The following is a 25680-nucleotide window of genomic DNA, read 5'->3' on the forward strand; positions in this document are numbered from 1 at the left end:
CATAAATGTCGTTTTGTTTGTAAACCTTAGATGCATTTTATCCCGACGAACCGCTCTTTCGATCATTCCAACTACACATACCCTCGCCTGAATCTGTGTATCTTCATGACATCATTGTATATATCCTTTCTCTATTATCCGTAGAGATAAACCTGAAAATTACTGCTTGGTAATGAGGAGCCCGGATGGTTCAATTTTAAATAACCACAGTTGCAAAAATGTAATTGACGAAGACAGTGTAATCGTTTACATTGTATTTACGAGTATAACTACCAGCTAAACAAGGAAAGTAATAGTCACATGGTTAAAATTAAAGATGTTGCCAATGCTGCGGGCGTATCAACTGCTACTGTATCACGGGTCTTAGCGAACAAACCCCACGTGCGACGTGAAGTGCATGATCGAGTGATGAAAGTAGTGAAAAAGCTGAATTATCGGCCAAACCGAGTTGCACAAAATCTGAGATCAAATAGTTCAAAGATTATAGCACTGGTTGTTTCCGATATAGAGAATCCATTTTTTCAGCGGGTCAGTCGGGCTGTTGATGATGCAGCCTATGAGCATGGTTATATTGTCATGCTTTGCAATACAGATGAAAACCCAGTCAAAGAAGAATCATGCCTGAATCTTCTTCGGGACGAGAATGTTGCTGGGGTTATTTTGTCACCTACACGACAAACAATTGAAAGATTTACAGATATACCCGCCCTCAATATGCCGGTAGTTATAGTTGACCGACATGCGAACAATCTGGAAGTTGACAATGTCCTGATTGACAATGTTCAGTCGGCCCATATCCTCACAAGTCATTTAATAGAGCACGGTTATCAACGAATCGGTGGAATTTTCGGTGTGGGCAGTAACACTGGAAGTCTCCGGCATGAAGGTTTTATGCAAGCGTTAAAAGATCATAACATTAAGCCTGCTACCGAATTGATAAAGTTTGCCAACCCCAGAGAGGACGATGGTTTTAAGACGACAATGAACCTGCTGAATCTGGAGAGTCGGCCAGATGCTATTATTACCAGCAACAGTCTGTTGGCAGCAGGCGTTCTTCTTGCGATCCGAGAAAGCAAATTGACGATCCCGAAAGATATTGCTTTAGCCAGTTTTGATGATACTACCTGTGCTCAATTACTTGAACCTGCAATGACAGTCATTGATCAGCCAACCTATGAAATTGGCCGGACTGCTGCTGAGCTTCTCATTAAAAGGATTCAGGATCCGACCCGTTCTAACCGTGAAGTTGTTCTGAAAACAAAACTTATTATTCGCCAATCTTGCGGTTGCTGAAAATAATAAGCAAAATATTCATCTGTGTCAGCATAACGACTCCTATTACGCTATCTGAGCCGCTTACTATTGTTTTTTGAGATTGTGGGTGCGAGATCTGGAGAGAGCCGGTTCTTTTTGCAACCTTTTTTTCAAGCGAAGCCGTTGCAGATATGTAAATGGGGCACGCGTTGCCGATTTTTTACCGGGCCTTGTTGTTTCTGGCAAAAAGAGCAGATCAGTAATATGGACCGTCGGGACGACCCGTTCGAGAAAGTTGCAACAACCAGCGCAGTAGGTGACCAAAATACGACCTCCGCTTTCTTTCGCTCGCATGTTTGCCCAGGCCTTGGCAAATAAAGGACGAACAGCACTCACAGTCCCTCCTTCTCCGCAACAGAGCGTACGGCGGCCGCGATGTTTCATCTCCACTTGCTCCAGGCCCAGATCCGTTACCAGTCGACGTACGGACTTCTGCACGTTATCGGCCTCTCGCATAGAGCAGGGATCGTGAACACACACGGTCTTCCATGTTTTGGCCAATGGCATAGTTCCTTGTTCCACCTCAATAACCTCGTAAACTGTCTGTACTGCCAAACCTTTTCCATACTGCTGAAAAATCTTATAACAATTCGGACACGCAACCAATACACGCCGAATTCCTTGCTCTCGAAGGCTTTGACGCAATGCACCAAAGGCTGCCGCAAAATGTTCTTGTCGGCCGAGATCGTGGGAGGGCTTATTACAGCAGTTGAGCACCATTCCAAGTTTTGGGATAGTACGGCGCAAACTCTCAAAGAGCTGAACTGTGGTTGCCATGCGACTTCCAGGTAAATTACAGCCGGGGAAGAAAATTGTGTCACAACCATCGGGAATTCCCTGCCATGCGAAAAGTTTCGAACGTCCAAGCGTCTCATATCTGAGAATTGTGCTGTACGTCGATTTGTTGAACTGACCGTTTGCCACAAATGTTCTTCGCAGATCAAGAAATAGTCTGCCGGGATCGAGTTTTTCCGGGCAAACTGCAGCACAAAGGCCGCAGAGGCTGCATTCGTAAGCCATTGACAGAGCTCCGTTCCAGGTAAAATCCTGATTTACGGCAATTGCTTTAGGTGTGCCGTAATGGCTCAAAAAAGTGCAGTTCCTGACGCATGCTCCGCATTCACTGCATCGATTTTCGATATCACGCAGCTGGTTGGATACTGTTGCCGGAAGCGACGATGGTTTGTTTTCTGCTTTTTCCCGTTGCTCACTTGATCGTTGTGAGGCTCTTTGCCAGACAAACAGGCGTTTAGTTACTAAAGGAAAGAGACCGATAAGAGCAAGAGCCGTCAGTAAACCTGGAGATATGATTTCAGCAGGAGAATCAATCAGTCCCAATTGGTTGCCGGCATTGACGAAAAGAAATGTTCCCGGCAGCATGCCGAGTTGTGAAACCCAATAAAAAGTGGTCAGGCGCAATGTTGTCAGCCCCATGACCAGGTTGATGATAAAAAAGGGAATAACCGGCAGGAGTCTCAGAGAAAAAAGATACAGGGCCCCCTCATCATGTAAACCGGCATTGACCCGTTTCAGCCTATCGGAAAATCGCCGTTGCACCAGATCCCGAAACAGATAACGAGAAAGGGCACAAGCTATCGTCGCTCCGATGGTGCTGGCAAAAGACACCAGCACCGTCCCTGCCAGGGTGCCGAAAAGTGCACCGGCAACCAGACCAAGAATCGTTCCACCAGGAAGGTTAAGAATTATCACAGGCAGGTAGCAGGCAAGAAAACCACCCGCTACCAGCCAGGGACTTTCAGCATAGAGTTGTTGAAGCTCTACCTGATGGGATTTTAGCGCAGTAAGTGACAGTTCATGATGCAGGCCAGTCGTGAAAAAAATTGAACATACTCCAATTATCCCCAGTAACAGTCCACTTTTGAGCACCATGCCTGAGGAAATTGATTTCTCACGTTGTAGCTGAGATAAATTCATGAAGGGCTTATTTTGCTTCAGTGGCAAAAGGCCATTTTTCCACGCCTTTCTCAAGAATCAACAACCGGCTTTCATCGACGCCGTTGGCTTTGTAAAAATCATAGGTTCTTTTGGCACCCCCACCACCGCGAGGGCAGAGGACAATTACATCGTCTTGGCTTTCGAGAATCTGTGGCAGCAATTGACCAATAGCCGCACGTTCTTCGTCAGTTTCCACCGGGTAGGCATTGGTTTCAATCGAGCCTGGGATGTGTGCTTTAGCGAATTGTTCCACCGAGCAGATATCAACCAGGATCATTGGTGATTTTGCCTCAATGCGTTTTTGCAGATCCTCTGGGGAGATGAAGTTGTAGCCACTGGATAGAAAGGCAGAAGCGGATGACACACTAAACAGCAGTGCGATAAGACAGAGTAAACCTTTTTTAAACATTTTTCTTTTCTCCTTAGTATTTGAATCATTCATGACAAACAGCATAACGACACTACCGTCGAAGCCAGGGAAAATTTATAGCACAGATTTTTAACTTGGTAAAAAAGGTAATACCGATCGATTAGGGGCTGATTGATAGACTAGAGGGATAGGCCGTGGTGTAAGAGCGTTCACGGACATGTGCTTTTTGAGGTATCTACTCCTTAAGAAAGATAATAATTGTAAATATCAGTTCAGGCGTAACCTTTTGAATTAGAAGAAATGATGACGCTGTTACGTCTGCCCTGCATGTTGCAGATTTCTGTGTGTCAGGAGTTCAGCAAATTTTTCTTGCTCCTTTTTAGTAAAAATATAGCAATACGCTCCATGCAAATTTCTGATTGAAAACACTTAGAAAATGCAGACCTATGCCACCACATTTTTTAATCGTTATTTCCTATTTGACATATTATATATTTCGATAGTAGCTTGGTTTATCAATAACCGAAATAAAAGGAACAATATCAAGCTTAAGATAACCAGCATGGAGAATGACAAATTGATAAACTATCCTCAAGAAAACAATAGCTTCTCAGCCATCAGAGTTTCACTGGTGCAGGACGGATGTTTCGGTCCGTTTTTGGGCCTCTCCTTTGACCAAGAGAAACCGCAGGATGAATCATTTCAGATTCATGAACTAACCTTTATCATGGAGAAAAGCCTTTTAAAAAAATGTGGGGGCATATCAATTGATTTCAACGAGGCTGGAAGCTTCTCCGGGTTCACAATTACTTCTGTCAACCCACTTTCTTTAGGAGAAGAGTGCTGTAGTCCGGGACCATGCGGGTCATGTGGTTGCTGTCAATGAGCCTTGAGCTATCAAGGCACATTAACCTGTAGTTAAAGCCCATGGAGAAATCTTTTGAGATAAGAATACTTCAGATAATTCGGAATTCCGTGAAAAGAGTATTGTATTAATACCTAAAAATAGCGTAAAACTTCTCATTTTAATTTCTGTAATAATTAGGTTCGGCAGGATATCCAGGCAATCGAAAATGAACTCTATTGTCTAAAGTGGATATTAGGTTTGACCCGACATGAAACAAGGATGAGAATGGAATTGATGAACAAACCAGTGATGGTTCTTGGGGCCACTGGCTATGTAGGTGGAAGATTGGTGCCACTTCTTCTCGAACAGGGGTGGAAAGTCAGGGCTGTTGGTCGTTCTGACCAAAAGATTAAAGCAAGGTCATGGGGAAATCACTCCAATCTGCAAATTATTGTAGCCGACGCCCTAGACACAGCAACACTCGCTGAAGCAATGCAAGACTGCATTGCGGTTTTCTATCTCATCCAATCAATCAGGCCAGGTGAAAGTGATTTTGCCACCCTCGACCGGCAGATTGCCTATTCTGCCGTCAAAGCTGCCAGGGTAGCTGGAATGAACTGGTTTATTCATTTCAGTGGGCTGGGACATCAATCCCGTCTTTCTTCCCAGTTAAGATCCAGGTATGAAGTTGGTGACATCCTGAGCCTTGGTGGTGCCAAAGTTACCCAACTGAGAGCCCCGTTAGTCCTTGGCTCTGGAGGGGCCTCATTTGAAATGATCCGAGCTTTTTGCGGGTACATGCGAATCATGTTTGCCCCTCGCTGGATGGATACCAAATGTCAACCCATCGCCATTTCTAATGTGATCGAATATCTGGCTGGGTGCCTGTCTCATCCCCAAACGGCTGGACAGGTTTACCAGGTTGGAGGGCCCGAAGTTCTTACCTGGCGTAAGCTTTTTCATATTTATGCCGATGAGGCCCAGCTGCCGGAACGAATCGTTGTGGTACTCCCTTTGCGTATCCATCGAATTTCGATTGGCTGGATGAATGTGGTAACACCGGTATCTGTAGCTCTTATCCGGCCGCTGGTTGAACGTATGCAGGATGAAATTCTCTGCCAGGAAAAGCTCATCCAGGAGATCATTCCCCAAAATCTTCTCACCTGCCGCGAGGCCATAACCGTCGCTCTTTCCGAAACATACCGAAACGAGGTCGTTTCCAGCTGTTTTGACGCGGGCTCAACCCAACTGTCAGAATGGGACGTTACCATGAGACCGTCAGAAGCAAAAGTTTATCGGGACACTTTCTCAATCATCCTTGACGGTTCACCGGAACATACCTGGAACGTGGTAAAAAGTATTGGCGGCAATACCGGTTGGTACTTTGGAACGGTGCTTTGGCGGATACGCGGTTTTGTTGACAAACTGCTTGGAGGCCCGGGTTTATCAAGGGGCCGCCGCCGTGTGGATTCCATTGCTGTTGGTGACTGCCTTGATTTTTGGCGTGTAGTGGCAGTGGATGAGCGGCGCCTCCTACTGAAGGCTGAGATGCTTGCACCGGGTAAGGCTATGTTGGAATTTCATATTCAAGTGTTACCAGACGGCACAAATGAGCTGCGGATGACTCCAAGCTTTGAACCCCGAGGGTTGTGGGGGAGACTGTACTGGTGGATTATTGCACCATCACATTCCCTGATGTTTGGCTCCATGCTCAAGCAAATGGCCAAGGTAGCTGATGTTCGTGTTTTAAAGGGTCCAACCGCTGTCAAAGGGTGAAAAGGACTTATCATGTATTGCTGAAATGTTAATGGTAAAGACGATTAAGGTGTTTCCAGTCGATTTGTTACGACAGGCTTAATAGGTTTGAAAGATCCTTAAAATGAAGTTTTACATATGTCCGCAGGTTTGATAACGTAAATATCTCAACAGAATTATCTGTAAAGATATGATAAAAATTGATTGCTCAATAAATCTTGTTACCAAAATTCTCGAGATAAGCCAATATTTGTCAATGTAATGTCTGGGCGGTTTAACAATGAGCAGGCGCTTCGCGACATGTGTTAGACCATGCCATTATTTATATATCAGTCAAAGGTGGCTATTGATGTTTTGGGAAAAGATAATGTACAGCGATGTATTCAAAGGTATAGGCAAAAAAATTTCTTTTCCTGCCAATTGCGAGTTACCAATTGGCAATGATGTGGCTTACCTGGAAAGAGGTATCTGCGGTGTAGCAACAGTAACCCAAGAAGGCAACGACCGCACTTACCTCTATTTCAAATCCGGGAACCTCATGGGCTTTTTACGCCATATTCTTCCTGTTGATACATTTGCAGCCAGCCATATCCATAAAACAAGGAATCGGGTAGTTACAAAAACGAAGGTCGATTGCTATATAATTAAAAAAGAGGACTTTTTTGGAATATTAGAAACGAATCCTGCATATTATCAGGTGTTGACCATAGCATTGGCCCAAAACTTATCAAACGTTATGGAGCACTCCGCCTGGCTTGCATGTGAGAATGGGCCCATTCGCATCTGTTCAATGTTACTTGAGTTCTCAGAGTTGGCTGGTGGGATTTATCTGTTGCCGCGCTGTTTTACTCAAGCGGAGATGGCACACTTTTTATCACTGCATAAGATTACCGTCGCAAAGATATTAAAATCTCTGCGGGAAGCGAACTTTATAAGAAAAGATGGACAGCTTATCCGTATAATGGACAGAGAGGCCTTGATTAAAATAGTGAATCGGGAACTTTGTATACGATACTGAGGTCCGATAGCAAAACGTAGCCGGCAATGGCTATAGAGGGGCCTTTTCTACAGCCCCTCTATAGCTACTCTGTTATGAGATAATTAAGGGAATGTGATTGTAATTCCTGTGTTAAATTTCTTCTCATCGAGGATGTATTTTACTTTGAATACGCCGGAAAAACCAAGCTTACTGATATTCACAGACAACTGTCTGTCATCCGCGGCCATAAAAGACCCCACACACATGGCAAGAGCCGGCCGTGCCGTTGTCGATATATAGTAATTATGTGTTTCCTTTTCGTTTTCCAGACAGAGCATTAACAGGGTACCTTTGGAAAAACGTCCGTGAAATGTGAAGCGATCCTCTTCTTCTACAATTTTAATCTGGTTCCATTCCGATGGAGCTTCTAAAACTTCCTCAGCTTCAGGAACGGTATCAAATTCAGGCGTTACATCTAAAGTCCCCAATACTTTACCATCTCCTAAAAAGAGATTGTCTCCTCCGTGATATAGAGACAACTTTTCTGCTCTGTAAAACTGAGTGGGTAGATGCATTTCATACATGACCACATCATCTTTTAATTCAACAGTTATACTTTTTTGTACATGGGATGGGTCATTTGGATCAAGAAATGCGGGAAGCAAGAGTTCCGAGGCACTACCATCAACGTAGCCTATTCCACCAGAATGCACCATGTAATGACCATCTTCGTAATATTCTACATTACTGATATACGGTGAAAAAAAGTGCTGACCACGTTCTTTACCAAACTGCCAGACCTGCTCAATGGTCATTTTCTCGGTATCAATTTTATATCTGACACCACGTGAGAAGTTATTCTTATTTAACCAATAATTCTCTTTTTTCTTCGCACGCCAGTGTCCGTTATCAAAACACATTACATCACCCTCAGGGGTGATAAGGCAGGCATGTTGCTCATATTGCCAATCAAAATCGCCGGTTCCGACAGGGGTGAAAAAGTATTTATCAACGAGCTCCTGCGGCCAGCCTTCAGGGTCTCCCAGCATCCAGCGTAACGCTCCCGTCTCATAATCGATATTGATGATAATATCCTGGTGACGTCCTGAAAGACTGAGTGAGTTTGTCACTTTGTCATACCATACCGCATTACAGTGGAACCAGTCATGGTCACTCCAGCTGCCCGACTTGCCGACATTCATTGGAAACAATCCTCGTATGTCCCACATGCGAAGAACGTCACCAGTTTCTCTATCAATTAAAGCGAGCTGATCTTCAACGGTATCCCTATGGAAATCCTGGGTCAGGACAAGCAGGTTACCATCTTCCATCTCCCACTGGTCATGGTGGTAGTTCCCTGGCAGGCGGTATTCTTTGACGATTTTACCTGCCATGGTGATCTCGCATATACCGACCGCATGATAGGGAACACGGGAATAACGATAGGATCCACAAAGCAGATTGCCGTTTTTTGCCCGCTTCATGTCAAACACAAAGTTTTCGGCAAGTGTCCAGCGACAATCGCCTTTATGGTCATAGCCACCGGGGAGTGATTTCCCGGCCGCAGAAACGAACATGAGATTGTCCGCCATATATTCTGGAGATGTGAAAATTTTCTCAACTTGCTGGGTGAGGACGGGCAGGTCGCCACCTTGAATCATGAGAGTTGTGTTACGGCCATCTGAAAGTTCAATCTGAACAGTATTTTCAAATGTTGCATAGAGGCCGAGGACAGGTACGATATGTTTTCGCGAGGGGCCAAAAGAAAAGGAGATATCCGCTGTTGAATCCAGCTTTCCTTTTACCGTAACGGTTACACTGACCTCTTCCTTGGTCTCAAACAACACCATTGCCGCAAGTGGATTGATGAGATATGGATTGTCAACAACGAGGGGTGACTCCAGTGTGTAGTCTCCCTGCTCAAACTGGCTGAGGAACTCTTTTTCTTTCCTGTTTTGCTGAGTGACAAGATGATCTATTCGTAAATATTGAACTTTGGGAAGATTGTAATTCATTGATATCTCCAATGTAGTCGTAAATTTAAAATTATTTATGCTTTTTCAATCATCTCAATGATTGCTCTTTTCTGCTTGAGCCCTTGCATCCGTTCAATTTCTTTACCGTCTTTGAGCATGAGCATCGTAGGAAAGCCTTTCACATCGTAACTTTCTTTTAAGTCGGTGTATTCATCAAAATCGACAACCACGATTGTGGGGTTATCCAGGGTTTTGTCTACATCTTTAAGAACAAAAGCCAGCATTTTGCATGGGCCACAGGTTTTAGAATAAAACTCAACAAGCACTTTGCCGGACTCTGTTAATGTTTTAAATTCTTCTAAATTTTTGATTTCAGTTATCATGGTAATATTCCTTACAGGGTTTCGATGTATTTTGAGGCTTTCTGTGCTGCAATAGCTCCATCAGCGCAGGCTGTAACAATTTGTCGCAGATGTTTATCAATAACATCACCTGCAGCATAGATTCCTTTAACTGCGGTCTGCATGTCCTGATCAACACGGATAGTGCCAAACTCATTACAGATGTTGAATGACTCGACAATTTTGGTCATAGGTTGCAGTCCAATATATTCAAAAACGCCATCACAGCTGACGCTTTGTTCTTCATCCGTTTTAGTCGACTTGAAACGCACTCCTTCCAGTTTGCCATTGCCTTTAAACTCAAGAATTTCCTGGTAAGGATGTATCTTCACATTTTCAAAGGCCCGTAATCTATCGCAGGCAACAGGATCTGCGGTAAGATCAAAAAGGGTGATGATTGTTAGAGACTTAACAAAGCCAGCGAGGTAGATGGACTCTTCAACGGCGGAGTTTCCTCCACCAATAACAACAACATCCTTATCCCTGTATTGCGGACCATCGCAGATTGCACACCAACTGATACCATTGCTCTTAAACATTTCTTCGCCAGGAACCCCAAGGGTTCTCGGCAGGGAACCTGTAGCAACAATTACTGTTTTCGTTTCATATACAGCGTTGTCTTCTTCACAGACTACCTTTATGAGATCTCCGGTAGTCTCAAGACCAATGACTGTTCTCTCGTCATACTCGATACCGAGTTCCTGGGTGTGGGTAAACATCTGGATGGCGAGTTCTGCACCATTGATAGAGCCTACTCCGGTATAATTTTCAATTTCATTGGTGTTCAGCATCTGACCACCAGGAGAGAGCCGGTCCAGCATAAGTACTTTAAGATTTGCCCTGATCGCATATATGGCTGCTGTCATACCAGCGGGACCTGCACCAACTATAATCGTATCGTATAAACTCATTGTCTTCCTCTTAAATAGAATGATTTTTCCTGCTTCCTGAGAGGAGCTATTTATAAAATTCCTATTACTTTCCAATATGGAATCGCTATGGCGAATAAAAATAGAACAGTTAAAATTGCCCGTGCCCCAAGAGTGAGGATGATATGCTTAATTTTCATGTACCCTTGGGAGTAAAAATAAAGAAGCACTGCGTATTCATAGGGGAAAATGTACTGATCAATACCAAAGATGAGGCAATATGTGGCCACATTAGTGGGAATATCTATTGCCTGTGCAATCTGAGCAAAGGGTCCTGTAAGCGCGGCTACTGCTGCCAGTGGGGTAAGGAAAAAGTTAGCAATTACACCGACTCCATAGAATCCTATTAAGCTGGTTGTTTGAGACCCCTGAAGGTGTGGAGCTATCAGATCGGCAAACCAGACATCAATACCTGCAGCTTGTGCGGCCGAACCGATACACATGGATCCCACAACAAAGAAAATGACACCGAAGTTCATTTTACTCAATTTTTCTTTATCAAGGAGATCGATACCCGGTAGAAAACATACCCCTCCCATAAAGAGCAAGACGTAACCAGCAGGTACTCCATGCATCTTGTCAGTAAACATAAGCAGAAGAAGGGTAATCAAAATGCAAATGCTTTTTTTCTCATTTATGCTTACTGCCCCCAGGGCGTTATACTCGTTGTTCACATAGTCAGTCAGGTCATCAGATAGTTTTGGTCGCAATATGAGAATGACGAGAACAAAGGACATAACCGCGTAGAGAATAGCAAGAGGGAAGTTATGGATGAAGTATTCCATCCAACTGATAGGTGTCCCCGCGACTTCGCCTGCAAGTTTCATTGCAATGACAATGTCCCCTCCACCGGTAAGGTAGGCCAGCTTTGGACAGGCAACGGATAAAAAACCGACAAGTAATACGGTACTTCCTTCTCTTGAACCGGGTTTGAGTTTGAGTGCATCACAGATACCCAGGCAGATTACAGAGACAATGGCAGCCTTGCCCATTACAGAAGGGACAAAGGGGGATATAATAAGACCGGCCAGCATCAATCCAATCATAACCCTAACGAATGAAAGTCCTGAAATACGAATTGACCATAGAGCAATTCGTTTCGATAATCCGGTCTGCATCATGATCATGCCCATCATCATACCGCCGGCAACCAGCCAGGGAATCTCAGAGGCCCATGGGGAAAAGATTTGTTTGCCTTGACCAACGGCGAAAACCACATAAAACGCCGGCATTAAGATGGCGATCAGATTTTCAGGTAAGGTTTCAAGAATCCACCCTAAAATTGCCCATACAGTAATCGCTAAATATGTTGCAATGACGGGTGGTAATCCCATGTCTGGGCCCATTAGTTTTATCAAGATCGGGACACATAAGTTGAGACCCCACTTGATGGCCATCGTTTTGTCTTTAAAAACCATTCCTATCTCCCACGGTTAAAGTTATTTTAAATATGTATAAAAACTACCGTGATTATATTCGCAGAATCTCATATGGAAATTGCATAGACTAACTTTTGCCTATATTTATCTTTTATTCAGATTGTTGAGGATGGGAAATATCCAGCGTGGCAGGTTCGTTTCTCAACAGAGCACACAAGTCAACATCGTATTTGATATCAATATGTTACACCACATGGTTGCAATGCTAATCTTGGAGGAAATACTAAAGAAACTCAGAATGTCTTTACTAAAACCCGAATTGAAAACTTAAGGTGCTCCTCAGATTTCTGGTTCTTGCAACTCAAGAGCATGTGTTAATTGTCACTTCGACCTATTAAGGCAGTACGGGAAAGGTGTTCTGACAAATTGCGTTTACCTTTTATAGCGGTGCACTTTTAAATTTAAGTAGGTGACCCGTGAACGGTGGTCAGTGAATCTTTTTAGAATGACGCTTTGAGCGGTTCATACTTTAAAGCTCCCAGCTTTGCCGGGGAATAGTTACTTGTATTTTTTTGCTGGCCATTTACAAAAAGAGGGAGGAGGAAGGGGCATTATTTGGAGCGGTCATATCTGTGAAAAATATCTAATGAGCTTTTGGTTTTGCCTATCGATTTTTTTGTTACTCTCAACATTTTATTTAAGGTGGCCTTAAGTCATTGCTGTGTTGTAAAAATTGAGGCAGAGGTGGCTTTTCTCTTGTGTCATCTCTTCTATAGATTTCTGTTCTTTGTTTGGAACTGGTTGTCACTTCAACCAATTGGCAGAGCCTTCTCCAGTTCTTTTGGGATTCCTCTTGTGTACCCGAAATGACCGTTTTTTGTATTCAGCAGTGCAGATACCGCTTCTTTTTGACGATACTTTGCGTATCGGGCATAGACGATATCACCCTCTCGAAAAAAGACTACAGCCTTTCCATCCTGAAGGGAGAGCTGAACTGTGCCAGTTTTCCTGGCCAAATTAATGGCTTGAAAAAGATCTGCAGTGTTAATGTCAGCTAAATTGCCAGTCATGCCTGAGGTGATATTTCCGGTTCTTAATGCTGCTGTTTGGGACCTGTCGACGAGCAGTTTCAAAAGAAAGAACTGCAAGATATGGTAGCCTTTCAGGATATTCCGAAAATGCTTCACACTCAGTGTCGCCACCTGGGTTTCTTCAATCGTGTGGATAGAGCTTGATACCGGTTCACCGGAGAGAAGGCTCATCTCCCCGAAGATCTCACCCTCTTTCAGCTCAGCTATCTTTGAATTATTACTGTTTGTGACGGCTACCTTGCCTTTGAGGATGATATATAACTGATTGCCTGGTGAGCCCTTTTTCACTATTATCTTGTTCTGTGGTATTGTTTTAAACTCAAGTAACAGCGCCAAATCAATAAGCGAACTATCATTTAAAGGTTTGAAAATATCGAGTTTACGAAGTGCCTCGAAGTGTTGTTTGAGTTGTTTACTATTACGCTGCTCCTGTGCTTCTTTCAGCATTTTCATTTGTAATGTGGCGAAATCTTTTTCCTTTTTATATTCAAAGAAAATCTTGCTTTCACCGCAGCCACCACAGTCAAACTGGAGTTTTTGCCCGCCTGTCTTTTGTGGAGATCCGCTGAGATTTTTCTCTACTGTGACAATATCGGCAATTTTTGCCGTAAGGTGGAGGCAACTCGCCTTATAGCTTGATGTCACCAAACTGAAATTTTGCACTTTCAGTTCATCTCCTAAGTCGTAGATTGGACATGAACATTCTTCCATGATTACAAAGACAGCATCACGATATTTATCTTTTTTCATTGTTTACAATGTTCCTCTATTCATTCCTAATGATGCCAAAGCGTGTGGTAAATTGTCAGGTCTATTCCCCAATGAATTTGACTGGTCGCCTGCTCCTGGTTCCAGCAAGAGTGATGTTCTTCCCGTTCCAATTTAAGAGCACCCTGTAAAAGACCTTTTGTCAAGGAAGAAATATCAGTATCCAGTGAAAAAAATAGCTGCCTCCATTTCCTGTAAACAGCGAAAACACAGGGAACATTGTTCCTGCTGGTAATAGAGGTGTTGTGCCGGAAGTGGTAAGCGACAGAGCCAATCAGAAGAACCCGGGGAAATGATTGCAGAACAGGAAGAGCACGGTAAAACTCTTCAGGGTCACAACGAATGAACATGACCAGTCGTTTAGTGGGAAGGTCGAGGTTGTAGAATATCTTTGAAAGGCAATACCTTATAGACTCATTTTGCCTTTTAGAAACCTGCTGCGATAATTCATATTTTCTAACAACTTACTAATATCATGAGCTATCTGGTCATATATTTTTCTATCATATCTGCACAGATTTGCTTCGACAAAGTCATTTTCTTCTGGAGGCACTCCACTTAAAGGATAATTTGGATCCATCATTTGGCCATAACTGACAAATGTCATCGTTTGGGCAATCTTTTGCATCCTCAAATCTATAGATGAAAGGTATAATTCTGACAGCGTATCAGCACCCTTCAACATCTCATACAAATCTGGTATCAAAGGACCTTTAATATGTACGAGATGAGTATTATCACGGAGCCATTCTGCTACATTTGTTCCTGCAGGAGCATAATCGATAAACTGGTCGGTCATCCCTTCATACCTGTTCACCTTCACGGGTTCCCAGATCCCATTGATGTGAACTTCCGTATGTCTTGGATTTACCATTAAATCACCAGCTTCACGAATCTGGCCAAAGTCAGCATAATTACCAGCACAGAGTAAAGCAAGTTCCATTATTCGTGACATAGAAAGCCAATAAATTTCAATAGACCCATCAAGGTCTTCAGATGATTCCAGTTGCTCCATCTGATTTATGAGGACTTCCTCCCCTAAATAATGATCAAAAACATGTTCGTGCAAATTTCTTGTTAAAAGCATTATGTATAGATTAATTTTAATCCAAATTTTCTGTTCAAGGTATAGATCGACAATGTCCGTCGACCTCAGCTATACCACTGTTATCTCCAGTTAAATAAACGTTCAATCCACTAGCGTACAATGAATGTTTTTCGGTTTTTTAAAGCTATCTTGGGCCTCAATTGTTCAGATCCCCAAAAAACCGAGAAGCTCACAACCAGACCGCGAGCACCACAGCAGATGAGCTGAGGAAGGCAGCCTTTTTGTCGAAGAAAAACTTAACAGAATATTCTTTGGTAACAACAATTCTCGTTATTCTAACCAATACAGACGTTCCGCAACTGAAAGCTACGGTGCTGAGCAATGAGATACCCCCGTTATGGTCTTGTAATTGTACGAAAATCGACAATAATATCTTAATTCAGCGCATTTATTAAAAAATGATAGTTGTTGGAGTGCTCTATCCCGCTTACCAACCGTGTCAATGTGGTGGCAAAGTCTGTCTGGACAGTTACTTTCAATAGATGATACAATTTGTATGTCATATGGGTTAGGCAGCACTTTTGCTGATTCACGAAATTCAGGAACGCATATAACTCATCAGGAATTTTAAAAACCACGGGTAGCCCGATGACAAACTCAGGGCTCAAGGAGTGAATCAGATGGCTGTACGATCTTTTTGCCTTGGATTTTTCTGGATCATATTGATGGTCCCGACAGGGGTGCTCCTGTCTGTGCAAGAAAAAGCAATTGCCACACCAATGTCAGACAAACAGGTGCTTATTCTATGTAAAGATTCGTACGGTTTACCCGTACCGGATATGACCATTGCTGCCATTGTCGATGAGCTCAAACGCAAGAAGGTGAGCATAAATGATATTTTTGTCGAATATCTCGATTTTAATAGGAACTCCGACAGCACCTACCGAATTAATACCATCAACCTATTGCAACACAAGCTTGCTCAAAAACAAATCGGAGTGATCATTGCTGTCAGTCAGGGTGTTTTATCTTCCCTGTCACATGACGGCAAAGATTTTTTACCAGGTGTACCGGTAATTACGTTCAAGCCACGTGCCACTGAAAACTCTTTGGAGGGAGCGGTTCGCCCGCTCAATAAAATCCAAACCAGTAAAGACGTGGCCGGGACTTTGCAATATGCTCTTACACTGTTTCCGGCAACCCAGCGGCTGGTAGTGATTAACGCTCCAGGAAACTCGAAAGAACTCACAAATGAAGAGATAACCTCAGCGATTAACAAGGTTAAACCGCAACTGAATGTGGAGTTTAAAGAGGGATTACCTTACGAAACAATATTGCAACAAGTCGGGTCTCTGCCCCCAAACACCATCATCCTCTACGGTCTTTTTTTTCGTGATGCAACCGGCAGAACGTTTGTTCCTTCCGAGGTCGCAAGTGAGCTTGGGCAGCGGTCTAATGTTCCGGTCTTCTGTCTGGATGAACTTCATGTACTTAATGGATTGATGGGGGGGGAGTGTCCTCAGTAGTTCGACGATTGGTAAACGGGTTGGAGAACTCGCCTTCGATTACCTGAACGGCGACATTACTTTGATCCAGGCCAACACGGAAGCTGATATTCCGTATACTCCACTGTTCAACTGGCAACAGGTTGAGCGTTGGAAAGCTAATATTTCACAGTTACCTGAAAGCAGTGTCTTTTACAATCGTCCAATATCCTTTTGGCAGCAGTATAAGACTATCGTAATCGGCATCACCATTGTGCTTATAATCCAGGCTGGTTTGATTATCTCTCTGTTGGCCCAAAATAGACGTCGCCGATACGCCGAGGAAATAGTGGAGAAAGAGCGCCAACGGCTGGCGGGAATTATCAGTGGTACCAATGTCGGAACCTGGGAGTGGAATGTTCAAACAGGAGAGATCATAGTTAACGATCTATGGTGGGAGATTATTGGGTACACCCATGAGGAGGAGCAGCTGCACCCTCTCTGTTTTGACATGTGGACAAAATTTGTACACCCCGATGATCTAAAAGCAAGCCGTGACATGCTTAAAGCGCATTTTCAAGGTCAACTTGATCACTACCAACTCGAATTGAGGATGAAACATAAGGACGACAGTTGGAAATGGGTGCTCGCTCGAGGCAAGGTAGTTTCCTGGACAGACGGTAAAAAACCCCTTGTAATGATGGGGACTCACCAAAACATCACCGATAAGAAACAAGCTGAAGAGGCAAATAAACAAAGTGAATTACGATTGGCGAAACTGGTTGATATTCTCCAGCATTCATCCGAAACGATTCAGGATCTCCTCGATTATACCCTGGAACGGATCATCGAGTTAACTGGAAGCAAGATCGGTTTTATTTATCACTACGATGAAAAGAGCAAAAAACTTATTTTGAATTCATGGTCTGATGAAGTCTTGCCTGCCATCGCCGCCACCGACCCGCAGACCTGTTATGAACTGGAAAAGACTGGTGTCTGGGGAGAAACTGTTCGGCAGCATCGAACTCTGATCTTTAACGATTTCCAGGCCCTCTGCCCCTTGGGAAATGGCTCACATGAAAGATCTGTTCACTTTTCAAAGCTCGTAACAATCCCGATTTTCAAAGGTAATCGCATTGTCAGCGTGGTTGGCTTGGCGAATAAAGAAACCGACTATGATGAAACTGATGTACTTCAGGTCTCTTTGTTGATGGATGCCGTCTGGAAAGCTATGGACAGAAAACAGGTCGAAGAAGACAGGAAAAACCTGCAGCTCCAGTTGATCCAATCACAAAAAATGGAAGCACTAGGAACTCTTGCCGGTGGAATTGCCCATGACTTCAACAATATACTCGGAGCGATCCTTGGTTTTTCAGAAATGGTCCAGGAAAATTGCCCACCAGGATCAACCATGAGGCACGATATTGATCAGGTCGTCGAGGCAAGCCACAGGGCAAAAGAACTGGTTAAGCAAATACTTTCCTTTAGCCGCCAAGCAGAGACCGAAGAGAGGATTCTGCAACCAGCTTTAATTATAAAAGAAGCAATAAAAATGCTTCGTGCCTCGTTCCCTGCGACCATTGACATCCAGCAAAACATTGATCCGGACCTGGGACAGGTTCTGGCCGATCCCAGCCAAATCCATCAGATACTGACCAATCTCTGCACGAATGCCTTTCACGCCATGGAAGAGACCGGTGGCACCCTGAGCATATCCCTGAAAAACAAAAAGCTTACATCTGCTGACGTAGTCCATGAACAGGATGTGCAGCCTGGTCTTTTTGTAGAGCTCTCTGTTGGTGACACTGGCCCTGGAATCTCTCCGACAATTATGAATAAAATTTTCGATCCTTTCTTCACCACAAAAGAGGTGGGTAAAGGGACAGGGATGGGCCTTGCAATTATCCATGGCATAGCCAAGAAATCTGGCGGGTTTGTTTCTTGTCAAAGTACACTGGGTGAAGGAACAATTTTTCATGTATATCTTCCTCTCCATGATCAGGAGGGAACATTGGAAACCGAAAAAAAACCTTTGATCTCCACCCCGCCAGGAAAAAATGAACGTATTCTCTTTGTTGACGATGAAGAGATGCTCGCTGAAATGGGCAAGACCATGCTGGAGCGACTCGGCTATAGGGTAACCAGTACTACACGCAGTGTCGATGCACTCACAATCTTACAAAAGCAGCCGGACGAATTCGATCTGGTCATCACCGATCAGACAATGCCTGGTATGACTGGAATTGAACTGGCACGACGTGTGCTGCAAATACGACCGGGACTGCCGATTATTCTCTGTACAGGTTTCAGTAATTTGATTTCAGAAGAAAAGGCCAGAACTTCCGGGATAATGGGTTTTGCAATGAAGCCTCTGGCTAAAAAAGATCTTGCTGTTCTTATCAGGAACGTGCTGGAAGGTAAGAAGTGATAAAGGTAGCACTATCATCAACGGAATACCCACAACTGCCAGATCAGTGGATCAAGCAACCCGACATTCATCAGCTTATGAGCTGTAATTTATTATCAAACCCTGTAGAATCATAAATTGTTTATCCCATTAAGGGTAAGACAGTAACGACTTAATATACTTGTTTTTGTAGTAAAGATTTTATTTCTGGGTGGGGAAAATACATGAAGCCTACAGATGCCACAAAACCCGCTAATACGAGTGACAATAAAATAATCTGCGGTGAATTCTGCAAACTTCCACCCATCTATGCTGCTCCTAATGCTCTCACTGAAAGAATTAAAGAACTGAATTGTCTCTACAGTATCTCAAGCCTTCTTGAGAATCAGGACGGAACTCTGGACTGGATTCTTTCTCGCGCAGTAGAACTTATCCCTGCCGCTTTGCAGTATCCAGAACTGGCCTGCTCCTGTATCAAGCTGGATGGTCATGAGTATGTCTCTGCTAAATTTAAACGGACCCAATGGTGCCGAAATACCAAGATCATGCTCAATGATCGCCATGTAGGGGACCTGGATGTTTTTTATACCCAGTCAACCTCAACCGGAAACAGTGGCTTGTTTCTTGAGGAAGAATCCCACCTATTGCAAGCTATCAGCGAACGTTTAAGCAAAGTTTTGTGGCGGAAACTTTCCGAAGAAGCGTTGAAGGAGAGTGAAGAGCGATATCGGGTCCTGACGGAACAGGTTACCGACGGCGTAGTGTTGGCTCAAAATGCACGATTTTGCTATGTGAACCCTGCATTTTGTGAAATGTTCAATATATCGTCACCAAAGGCTGTTATCGACAACAAGCTCCTTCGTCCCGGTGCGGGTGAGGTCGAAGAAATCAAGCAAATGTACCAGGGATATACCGACAACTACAGCAAAAATAAGGCCGACAATGTACATTGTTTTTCCCGTCCTGGAAAATCTATTTGGATACAAGTCTGCCACACTCCGATCACCTTCAGAGGACAACCGGCACTTCTGTCTACTTTTAAAGATGTCACGGAAATCAAAGAGCAGCAGGTTGCGGCGCAGAGTATGGCTGACCAACTCCACGACGAAAACCAGGTATTGCGTGCTTCCTTGAATGAACGTTATCGGTTTGGCAACATTCTCGGTCGATCTCCGGTTATGCAAGAAGTCTACGAACTGATAATGAAGGCAGCTGTAACTGATGCCAGCGTTGCAATTTTCGGTGAATCTGGCTCTGGTAAAGAGTTAGTTGCTCAAGCCATTCACGAATACAGCCCAAGAAAAAACAACCGCTTTGTCGCAGTTAACTGTGGTGCAATTCAAGAATCCATCTTTGAGCGAGAGTTTTTTGGCCATCGCAAAGGCTCTTTTTCAAGTGCCCATGCAGACTCTGCTGGCTATTTAGATATGGCCAATAAAGGCACTCTTTTCCTTGATGAAGTGAGCGAACTTACCGTCAATATGCAGGCTAAACTACTCAGAGCCATTGAAGGCGGAGGATATCGACCTGTAGGTGGTACTGAAACAATCGATTCAGATTTCCGAATTATATCAGCCTCCAATGTTTCTTTAAGTGAAAAAGTAACCAATGGACAGATGCGCAACGACTTTTTCTATCGGCTGCAGATTATACAAATACGATTGCCGCCTCTGCGCCAGCGAAAACAAGATATCTCTCTGTTGGTTGACCATTTTGTCCAAAAGATGTCTCCATCATCGAGTTTAACTACAATTCCGGGACATGTTATGGATGTCTTCATGGAGTACGATTGGCCTGGTAATGTACGTGAATTGCGGAATGTCCTGCAGCGTTACCTGGCTCTTGGACGACTCGAGTTTATTTCACCGGACAGGACAGTAAACACAATCTCGATGGAAGCACAGTTGAACCTTCCCCAGGCTGTGCGACAACTTGAAGAATCCCTTATCGGTCAAGCGTTGCAACTTACAAATGGCAACCGAACCAAGGCTGCCAACCTCCTTGGTATTTCCCGAAGAGCTCTCTCCCGAAAAAACATTCTGCCTTAAATACCAATATCGCCCACTTTGGGCGATATTGCCCAATTACATTATACCACAAGATTCCAAATATTTAGATGTGTTCTCTTGTGTGGCGCCGGGCGGATTCGCCCTTTTTTCTTCCTTGGTTGTTTTTCTATTTAAAGATTTACATAATAATATCAACACTATATGTGTTTTGTAGATTTTGGCATCATCCTTGCGATATCAGTGACCAGAAGGATGTGAATTCTCGTATGGTTCACTTCATTGATACAAATAGAGCGGCGATCAATACGTCCATAACAAGGAGAAAAAAAATGCAACCTGACCCTTTTGGAAACCTAAGAGACTGGGGCCCAGCACTCGAAAAAATATGTCAATTAGCGGACGAAGGTAACTTGAGTGATTGTCAATCTGGTTTGACACGGATACTTCGTTACCGTGACAACTGGAGACTTCGTGAAGAAGCACTGCTCAGGATCGGAAAGATCAATACACCTGAAGATCCGATGGTTCGCCAGATCCTCAATATTATCGAAGATGAAAGACTCTACTATGACGTAAGAATTCTTGCCTGTCAAACCATGGCGGAATTAATGAAGAACAGCTCCGGAAGATTTTATGCTGCAACAGAGACAGATATATTGAACGTAGTAAAAGTATTGTCTTCTACCCCGCAGCCCCCTATTTTCGAGCAGGCACTGAAAAAACTATACTCCGTAGGACGCGAAAAATTCTGTGTTGTTTAATACTGTTTTTGACTGACCATGTTTATGCAAAGCGCAAAGAATCGCTAACAAACCAAATCTCTAAATTACTCTTGTGTGAGGTAAATAATGTTGATTGTAATCCCCAGAGAAATCATGGCTGAAGAAAAAAGAGTAGCAGCGACACCGGACACCGTCAAAAAATATATTGCTCTGGGTTATACCGTTGCTGTCGAAGCCGGTGCCGGTGAAGGTATCTTCATCTCTGATCAAGAGTATAAAGATGCTGGGGCTACCATGAGCACCGATGTTGAAAAAATGCTGGGTGAAGCGGATATCGTTCTGAAGGTTAAGGAGCCCAAGTTCAACAAAAAAACGAACAAGCACGAAGTGGAAATGCTGCGCAACGACAGTATTCTGATCACCTTCCTCCATCCCGCCGCTCCGGGTAACCATCAGATGGTAAAAGATCTGCAACGCAAAAACATCACTTCACTGACCATGGATGGTATTCCACGAATATCCCGTGCCCAGAGAATGGACGCACTGTCATCAATGAGTGCTCTCACCGGGTATAAATCAGTAATCATGGCTGCCAACCAGATGCCCAAGTTTATTCCTATGGTCGGCACTGCCATCGGTACAATCAAGCCTGCAAACTTTCTGGTCATCGGTATCGGCGTGGTTGGTCTTCAGGCAATCGCCACTGCCAAACGCCTTGGTGGTGTTGTTAAGGCTCTGGATATCCGCAAAAACGCCTCTGTTGAGGGAGACAGCCTTGGCGGCAAGGTTATTGAATTTGATATTCCTCAGGAATTGGCCGTTGCAGCTGGCGGCTATGCCAAGTCACTCGATGAACAATGGTTGAGCAAAGAGCGTGCTCTTATTCGGGAGTACGTGAAAGATACCGACGTAATTATCCTTAGTGCGCTGGTACCAGGCGAAATAGCACCGGTGCTTATTACCGATGAGATGCTGGCTGAAATGAAGCCCGGTTCCATCATAATCGACGTGTCCATCGACCAGGGTGGTAACTGTGAAGTGACTGAGGCCGGTGTCTGGATTGAAAAACACGGCGTACAGATTTGCGGTATCAATAATATCCCAGGCCGCATGGCAGTTCATGCGAGCTGGTTATATGCCAACAATATTGTGCACTATCTCGAGAACCTGTTCAAAGGTAAAAAAGAAATTGATCTTAACGATGAGATCGTTAAAGGCTCACTGGTTACTCATAATAGAAAAATCCTTCATGAAGGTATGTTGAAGGCGATGAAAGAGTAGATCTTCGCCTCCCGAATCCCAGAAGATGGGTAGTAAAAAACAGCCGGTCGGGTAATTATCGGTCGGCTGGCTCTATTTACTGCGGCCCTCACCCACTGTATTCCAATCCGGAGCGAGTACCATGTTGAATCTGATCCTGATGATCGTTGTGTTTTTTTGTTCTTTTGCAATCGGCTACCTGCTGATTTCAAGGGTGCCACCCTTACTGCACACCCCCTTGATGTCTATGACCAATGCGATCTCTGCCATTACGATTCTGGCGGCGCTCATCCTGTTCGCTGTGCCGACAACACCTGTTGAAAAAATTTTCGGCTCTATCGCTATCATTACCGCAACCTTTAATGTGGTCGGCGGTTTTGCAATCACTCATAAGATGCTGAAGATGTTCAAAGGCAAAAAGAAACAAGCCTGAAGAAATAACTGAGGAACCCACTGACATGAATATGTTCATTGACTTCACCGTAATCGCAATTCTCATTGCTGGCATCTGGCAGTTTCGCTTACCCCACACTGCGAAAGTTGGAAATCTGACAGCTGCTTTTGCCTTTTTCCTGGCCTTCGTCCTCATCCTCTACCGTAATGGCATTATGGATCTCGGCACTGTTGTCATATCGCTCATAGTGGGTTCACTGGCAGGCTATGCTCTCGCCAGGGTGGTCACTATGATCCAGGTTCCAGCCATGGTGGCTTTTCAACATGGGTGTGGTGGTGTCGCCGCCTTTCTCGTTGCCTTAGTAGAGTTAAGCCGTACAACCATTGACTTAAGCCTGATTAGTGAAATCTCTGGAGTTCTTGGCCTTGCTATTGGCTCACTGACGTTTAGCGGCAGTATGATCGCCAGCGCTAAGCTTGCTGGTAAAATGCGACAGGCCCCCCAGGTTCTGGACAAGCATAATCTTTACGTGATCATCAATCTTGTTGCCATCGTTGTGGTTGGGGCTCTCTCGCTAATGGTACCACATGGTTTTGCTCTCGTTCTATTTGTATTCGAGATACTTCTCGGCGCCTGCTTTGGTATACTTGTGGCGATGCGTATCGGCGGTGCCGATATGCCTGTGCTTATTTCATCACTCAATGCTACAGCTGGTGTGGCAGCGTCCCTCTGCGGTATGATCATTGAAAACCAACTGTTGATCGCCTTTGGCGCAACCGTTGCTGCATCCGGTTCGATACTCACCTATGTCATGTGTAAAGCGATGAACCGCAAGCTTGGCAAGGTAATTTTCCCTGATTATAAACCGAAAAAAGCCGGGTTACAAACTTCAGTAAGAGACAGTGCTGTCCCTGTACAACCTGCGCCAGCTGGTGCACCTGCAGTGGAAAACGACCAGGCCGCTGCAAGCCGCGCCATAAAAGAAGCTCAAAGAATCATCATTGTTCCGGGTTACGGCATGGCGCTTGCCAAAGCTGGGACTGAGGTTGCAACCCTGGCAAATGAACTCATAGCCCTGGGCAAAGATGTAAAATACGCCATCCATCCCGTAGCCGGCCGGATGCCAGGCCACATGAACGTGTTACTGGCTGAAGCTGGGGTTGATTATGACATGCTGGTTGAAATGGAGGCCATCAATCCAGAATTTCATGCCACTGATCTGGTATTGGTCGTCGGTTCCTGTGACGTGGTGAATCCGGCTGCCATCAAAGTCGAGGGAACTCCCATTTCGGGCATGCCGATTCTCAAGGCCCATGAAGCAAAAAAAGTGATCTGCTGCAACTTTGATCGTAAACCTGGATACTCCGGAGTGGAAAACTCGCTCTATGACCAGGACAACTGCATCTTGCTCGAGGGTGATGCCAAAAAGACGGTGCAGATTCTTCTGAATTCTCTGACCGGTGAACCAGCAGGTGCGTCTGATATCGGTAAACCTGCTTCTGAATCGGGTTATACAAAGGCTGGCAACATGCTGAAAGCCTCCAAACGGGTGATCATCGTGCCCGGCTACGGTATGGCTCTGGCCAAGGCACAGGAAGACGTAGCTAATCTGGCAGAAGATCTCACTAATATGGGCGCAGACGTAAAATACGCTATCCATCCGGTAGCAGGTCGGATGCCAGGGCATATGAACGTACTGCTTGCAGAAGCCGGTGTTGATTATGATATGCTCGTGGAGATGGACGCCATCAACCAAGAGTTTGAGGCCACTGACCTGGTGCTGGTCGTCGGTGCCTGTGATGTTGTCAACCCTTCAGCAATAGAGGTTGAAGGGACACCGATCTCTGGAATGCCCATTCTCATGGTGCATAAGGCTAAAAATGTTATCTGCTGTAACTTTGACCGCAAACCCGGATACTCTGGCGTGGAGAACTCACTCTATGATCAGGACAACACTGTACTGCTCGAGGGGGATGCAAAAAAAACAGTCCAGGAACTTCGCAAGGCGCTTATCACCGAGACAGCCTCTGAAGTATCTGCCATCCCTGCCAATCCAGTAGTAGTCGATACTATTTCTGAAGCAGTTCGGGTTTTAGCTACCGCAAAAAGTGTGGTAATCATTCCCGGCTATGGCATGGCACTGGCCAAAGCCCAGTTGAAACTGGTTGAGATGGTTTCCCTACTCGAACAGCGCGGCGTGAGTGTCAAATACGCCATCCACCCTGTGGCTGGACGGATGCCAGGCCACATGAACGTTCTGCTGGCCGAGGCGGATGTTGAATATGAAAACCTGCTTGAGATGGAAGATGTTAATCCGCTCTTTGCAGAAACTGATGTTGCAATGGTTGTCGGGGCCTGTGATGTCGTCAACCCCGCAGCCATTGAAAGTGAAGGAACCCCCATTTCCGGTATGCCGATCCTGCTGGCCCAGGACGCCAAACATATTATTGTCTGCAACTTTGATACAAATCCCGGTTACTCTGGTGTCCCTAATCCACTGTATAGCAACAGTAAAACGATACTACTTACTGGTGATGCCAGAGAAACCATAAACAACCTGCACGCAGCATTACAAAATGTCGATGTTTGAG

The 25680-nt window shown here is 44.5% G+C and carries 19 protein-coding genes; 11 read left to right on the forward strand and 8 right to left on the reverse strand.

What is annotated here, in order from left to right:
• The first annotated feature begins 300 nt into the window (after positions 1 to 300).
• Positions 301 to 1293 carry a LacI family DNA-binding transcriptional regulator gene (locus FCL48_RS09300; protein WP_136871995.1) on the forward strand — a complete coding sequence of 331 codons (993 nt, stop codon included), beginning with the start codon at positions 301 to 303 and terminating at the stop codon, positions 1291 to 1293.
• Between the two features lie 66 nt (positions 1294 to 1359).
• On the opposite strand, the gene FCL48_RS09305 is transcribed toward FCL48_RS09300, so the two are convergent.
• Together FCL48_RS09305 and FCL48_RS09310 are read right to left on the reverse strand one after the other, a co-directional pair.
• Complete coding sequence (locus FCL48_RS09305; RefSeq protein WP_136871996.1) at positions 1360 to 3249, reverse strand: VTT domain-containing protein; 1890 nt, start codon at positions 3247 to 3249, stop codon at positions 1360 to 1362.
• Between the two features lie 7 nt (positions 3250 to 3256).
• On the reverse strand, positions 3257 to 3679 hold the full coding sequence (locus FCL48_RS09310) for a rhodanese-like domain-containing protein (RefSeq protein ID WP_169309156.1): 423 nt from the start codon (positions 3677 to 3679) through the stop codon (positions 3257 to 3259).
• Positions 3680 to 4076: 397 nt separating this feature from the next.
• On the opposite strand from FCL48_RS09310, the gene FCL48_RS25870 reads away from it, so the two are divergent.
• From FCL48_RS25870 to FCL48_RS09320, 3 genes are all read left to right on the forward strand, one after another.
• Complete coding sequence (locus tag FCL48_RS25870; RefSeq protein WP_205747681.1) at positions 4077 to 4526, forward strand: IscA/HesB family protein; 450 nt, start codon at positions 4077 to 4079, stop codon at positions 4524 to 4526.
• A gap of 255 nt (positions 4527 to 4781) precedes the next feature.
• Positions 4782 to 6263, forward strand: a complete 1482-nt coding sequence (locus FCL48_RS09315; RefSeq protein WP_205747682.1) for an SDR family oxidoreductase — start codon at positions 4782 to 4784, stop codon at positions 6261 to 6263.
• Positions 6264 to 6591: 328 nt separating this feature from the next.
• Positions 6592 to 7260, forward strand: a complete 669-nt coding sequence (locus tag FCL48_RS09320; protein ID WP_169309157.1) for a Crp/Fnr family transcriptional regulator — start codon at positions 6592 to 6594, stop codon at positions 7258 to 7260.
• 83 nt (positions 7261 to 7343) lie between these two features.
• Here FCL48_RS09320 and FCL48_RS09325 read toward each other — a convergent pair whose 3' ends face one another.
• The 6 genes from FCL48_RS09325 to FCL48_RS09350 form a co-directional block, all read right to left on the reverse strand.
• Complete coding sequence (locus tag FCL48_RS09325; RefSeq protein WP_136872000.1) at positions 7344 to 9236, reverse strand: aryl-sulfate sulfotransferase; 1893 nt, start codon at positions 9234 to 9236, stop codon at positions 7344 to 7346.
• A 35-nt stretch (positions 9237 to 9271) separates the two neighbouring features.
• On the reverse strand, positions 9272 to 9580 hold the full coding sequence (locus FCL48_RS09330) for a thioredoxin family protein (RefSeq protein ID WP_136872001.1): 309 nt from the start codon (positions 9578 to 9580) through the stop codon (positions 9272 to 9274).
• Between the two features lie 11 nt (positions 9581 to 9591).
• Entirely contained in the window at positions 9592 to 10509 is a 918-nt protein-coding gene (locus tag FCL48_RS09335; protein ID WP_136872002.1) for an NAD(P)/FAD-dependent oxidoreductase, read from the reverse strand.
• Between the two features lie 50 nt (positions 10510 to 10559).
• Positions 10560 to 11945 (reverse strand): SLC13 family permease, encoded by a 1386-nt coding sequence (locus FCL48_RS09340; RefSeq protein ID WP_136872003.1) that lies wholly within the window; start codon positions 11943 to 11945, stop codon positions 10560 to 10562.
• Between the two features lie 770 nt (positions 11946 to 12715).
• Positions 12716 to 13747, reverse strand: a complete 1032-nt coding sequence (locus tag FCL48_RS09345; protein WP_136872004.1) for a cyclic nucleotide-binding domain-containing protein — start codon at positions 13745 to 13747, stop codon at positions 12716 to 12718.
• Positions 13748 to 14171: 424 nt separating this feature from the next.
• A complete protein-coding gene (locus FCL48_RS09350) occupies positions 14172 to 14780 on the reverse strand; it encodes a hypothetical protein (RefSeq protein WP_136872005.1) in 609 nt (202 codons plus the stop codon).
• Positions 14781 to 15493: 713 nt separating this feature from the next.
• On the opposite strand from FCL48_RS09350, the gene FCL48_RS09355 reads away from it, so the two are divergent.
• The 7 genes from FCL48_RS09355 (at position 15494) to FCL48_RS09385 (ending at position 25679) form a co-directional block, all read left to right on the forward strand.
• Positions 15494 to 16339, forward strand: coding sequence for a hypothetical protein (locus tag FCL48_RS09355; protein WP_136872006.1), 846 nt, complete (start codon positions 15494 to 15496; stop codon positions 16337 to 16339).
• A 61-nt stretch (positions 16340 to 16400) separates the two neighbouring features.
• Positions 16401 to 18725: a response regulator gene (locus FCL48_RS09360; RefSeq protein ID WP_136872007.1), complete on the forward strand. Its 2325-nt coding sequence runs from the start codon at positions 16401 to 16403 to the stop codon at positions 18723 to 18725.
• 203 nt (positions 18726 to 18928) lie between these two features.
• A complete protein-coding gene (locus tag FCL48_RS09365) occupies positions 18929 to 20752 on the forward strand; it encodes a sigma-54-dependent Fis family transcriptional regulator (RefSeq protein WP_136872008.1) in 1824 nt (607 codons plus the stop codon).
• Between the two features lie 290 nt (positions 20753 to 21042).
• The gene (locus FCL48_RS09370; protein ID WP_136872009.1) at positions 21043 to 21474 is read left to right on the forward strand and encodes a hypothetical protein; all 432 of its coding nucleotides are present in this window, start codon (positions 21043 to 21045) and stop codon (positions 21472 to 21474) included.
• An 87-nt stretch (positions 21475 to 21561) separates the two neighbouring features.
• Entirely contained in the window at positions 21562 to 22716 is a 1155-nt protein-coding gene (locus FCL48_RS09375; RefSeq protein ID WP_136872010.1) for an NAD(P) transhydrogenase subunit alpha, read from the forward strand.
• Positions 22717 to 22837: 121 nt separating this feature from the next.
• A complete protein-coding gene (locus FCL48_RS09380) occupies positions 22838 to 23128 on the forward strand; it encodes an NAD(P) transhydrogenase subunit alpha (RefSeq protein ID WP_169309158.1) in 291 nt (96 codons plus the stop codon).
• A 25-nt stretch (positions 23129 to 23153) separates the two neighbouring features.
• On the forward strand, positions 23154 to 25679 hold the full coding sequence (locus FCL48_RS09385) for an NAD(P)(+) transhydrogenase (Re/Si-specific) subunit beta (protein WP_136872011.1): 2526 nt from the start codon (positions 23154 to 23156) through the stop codon (positions 25677 to 25679).
• Position 25680: the final 1 nt, after the last annotated feature.

The organism is Desulforhopalus sp. IMCC35007, assembly GCF_005116575.1.
GTDB lineage: Bacteria > Desulfobacterota > Desulfobulbia > Desulfobulbales > Desulfocapsaceae > Desulforhopalus_A.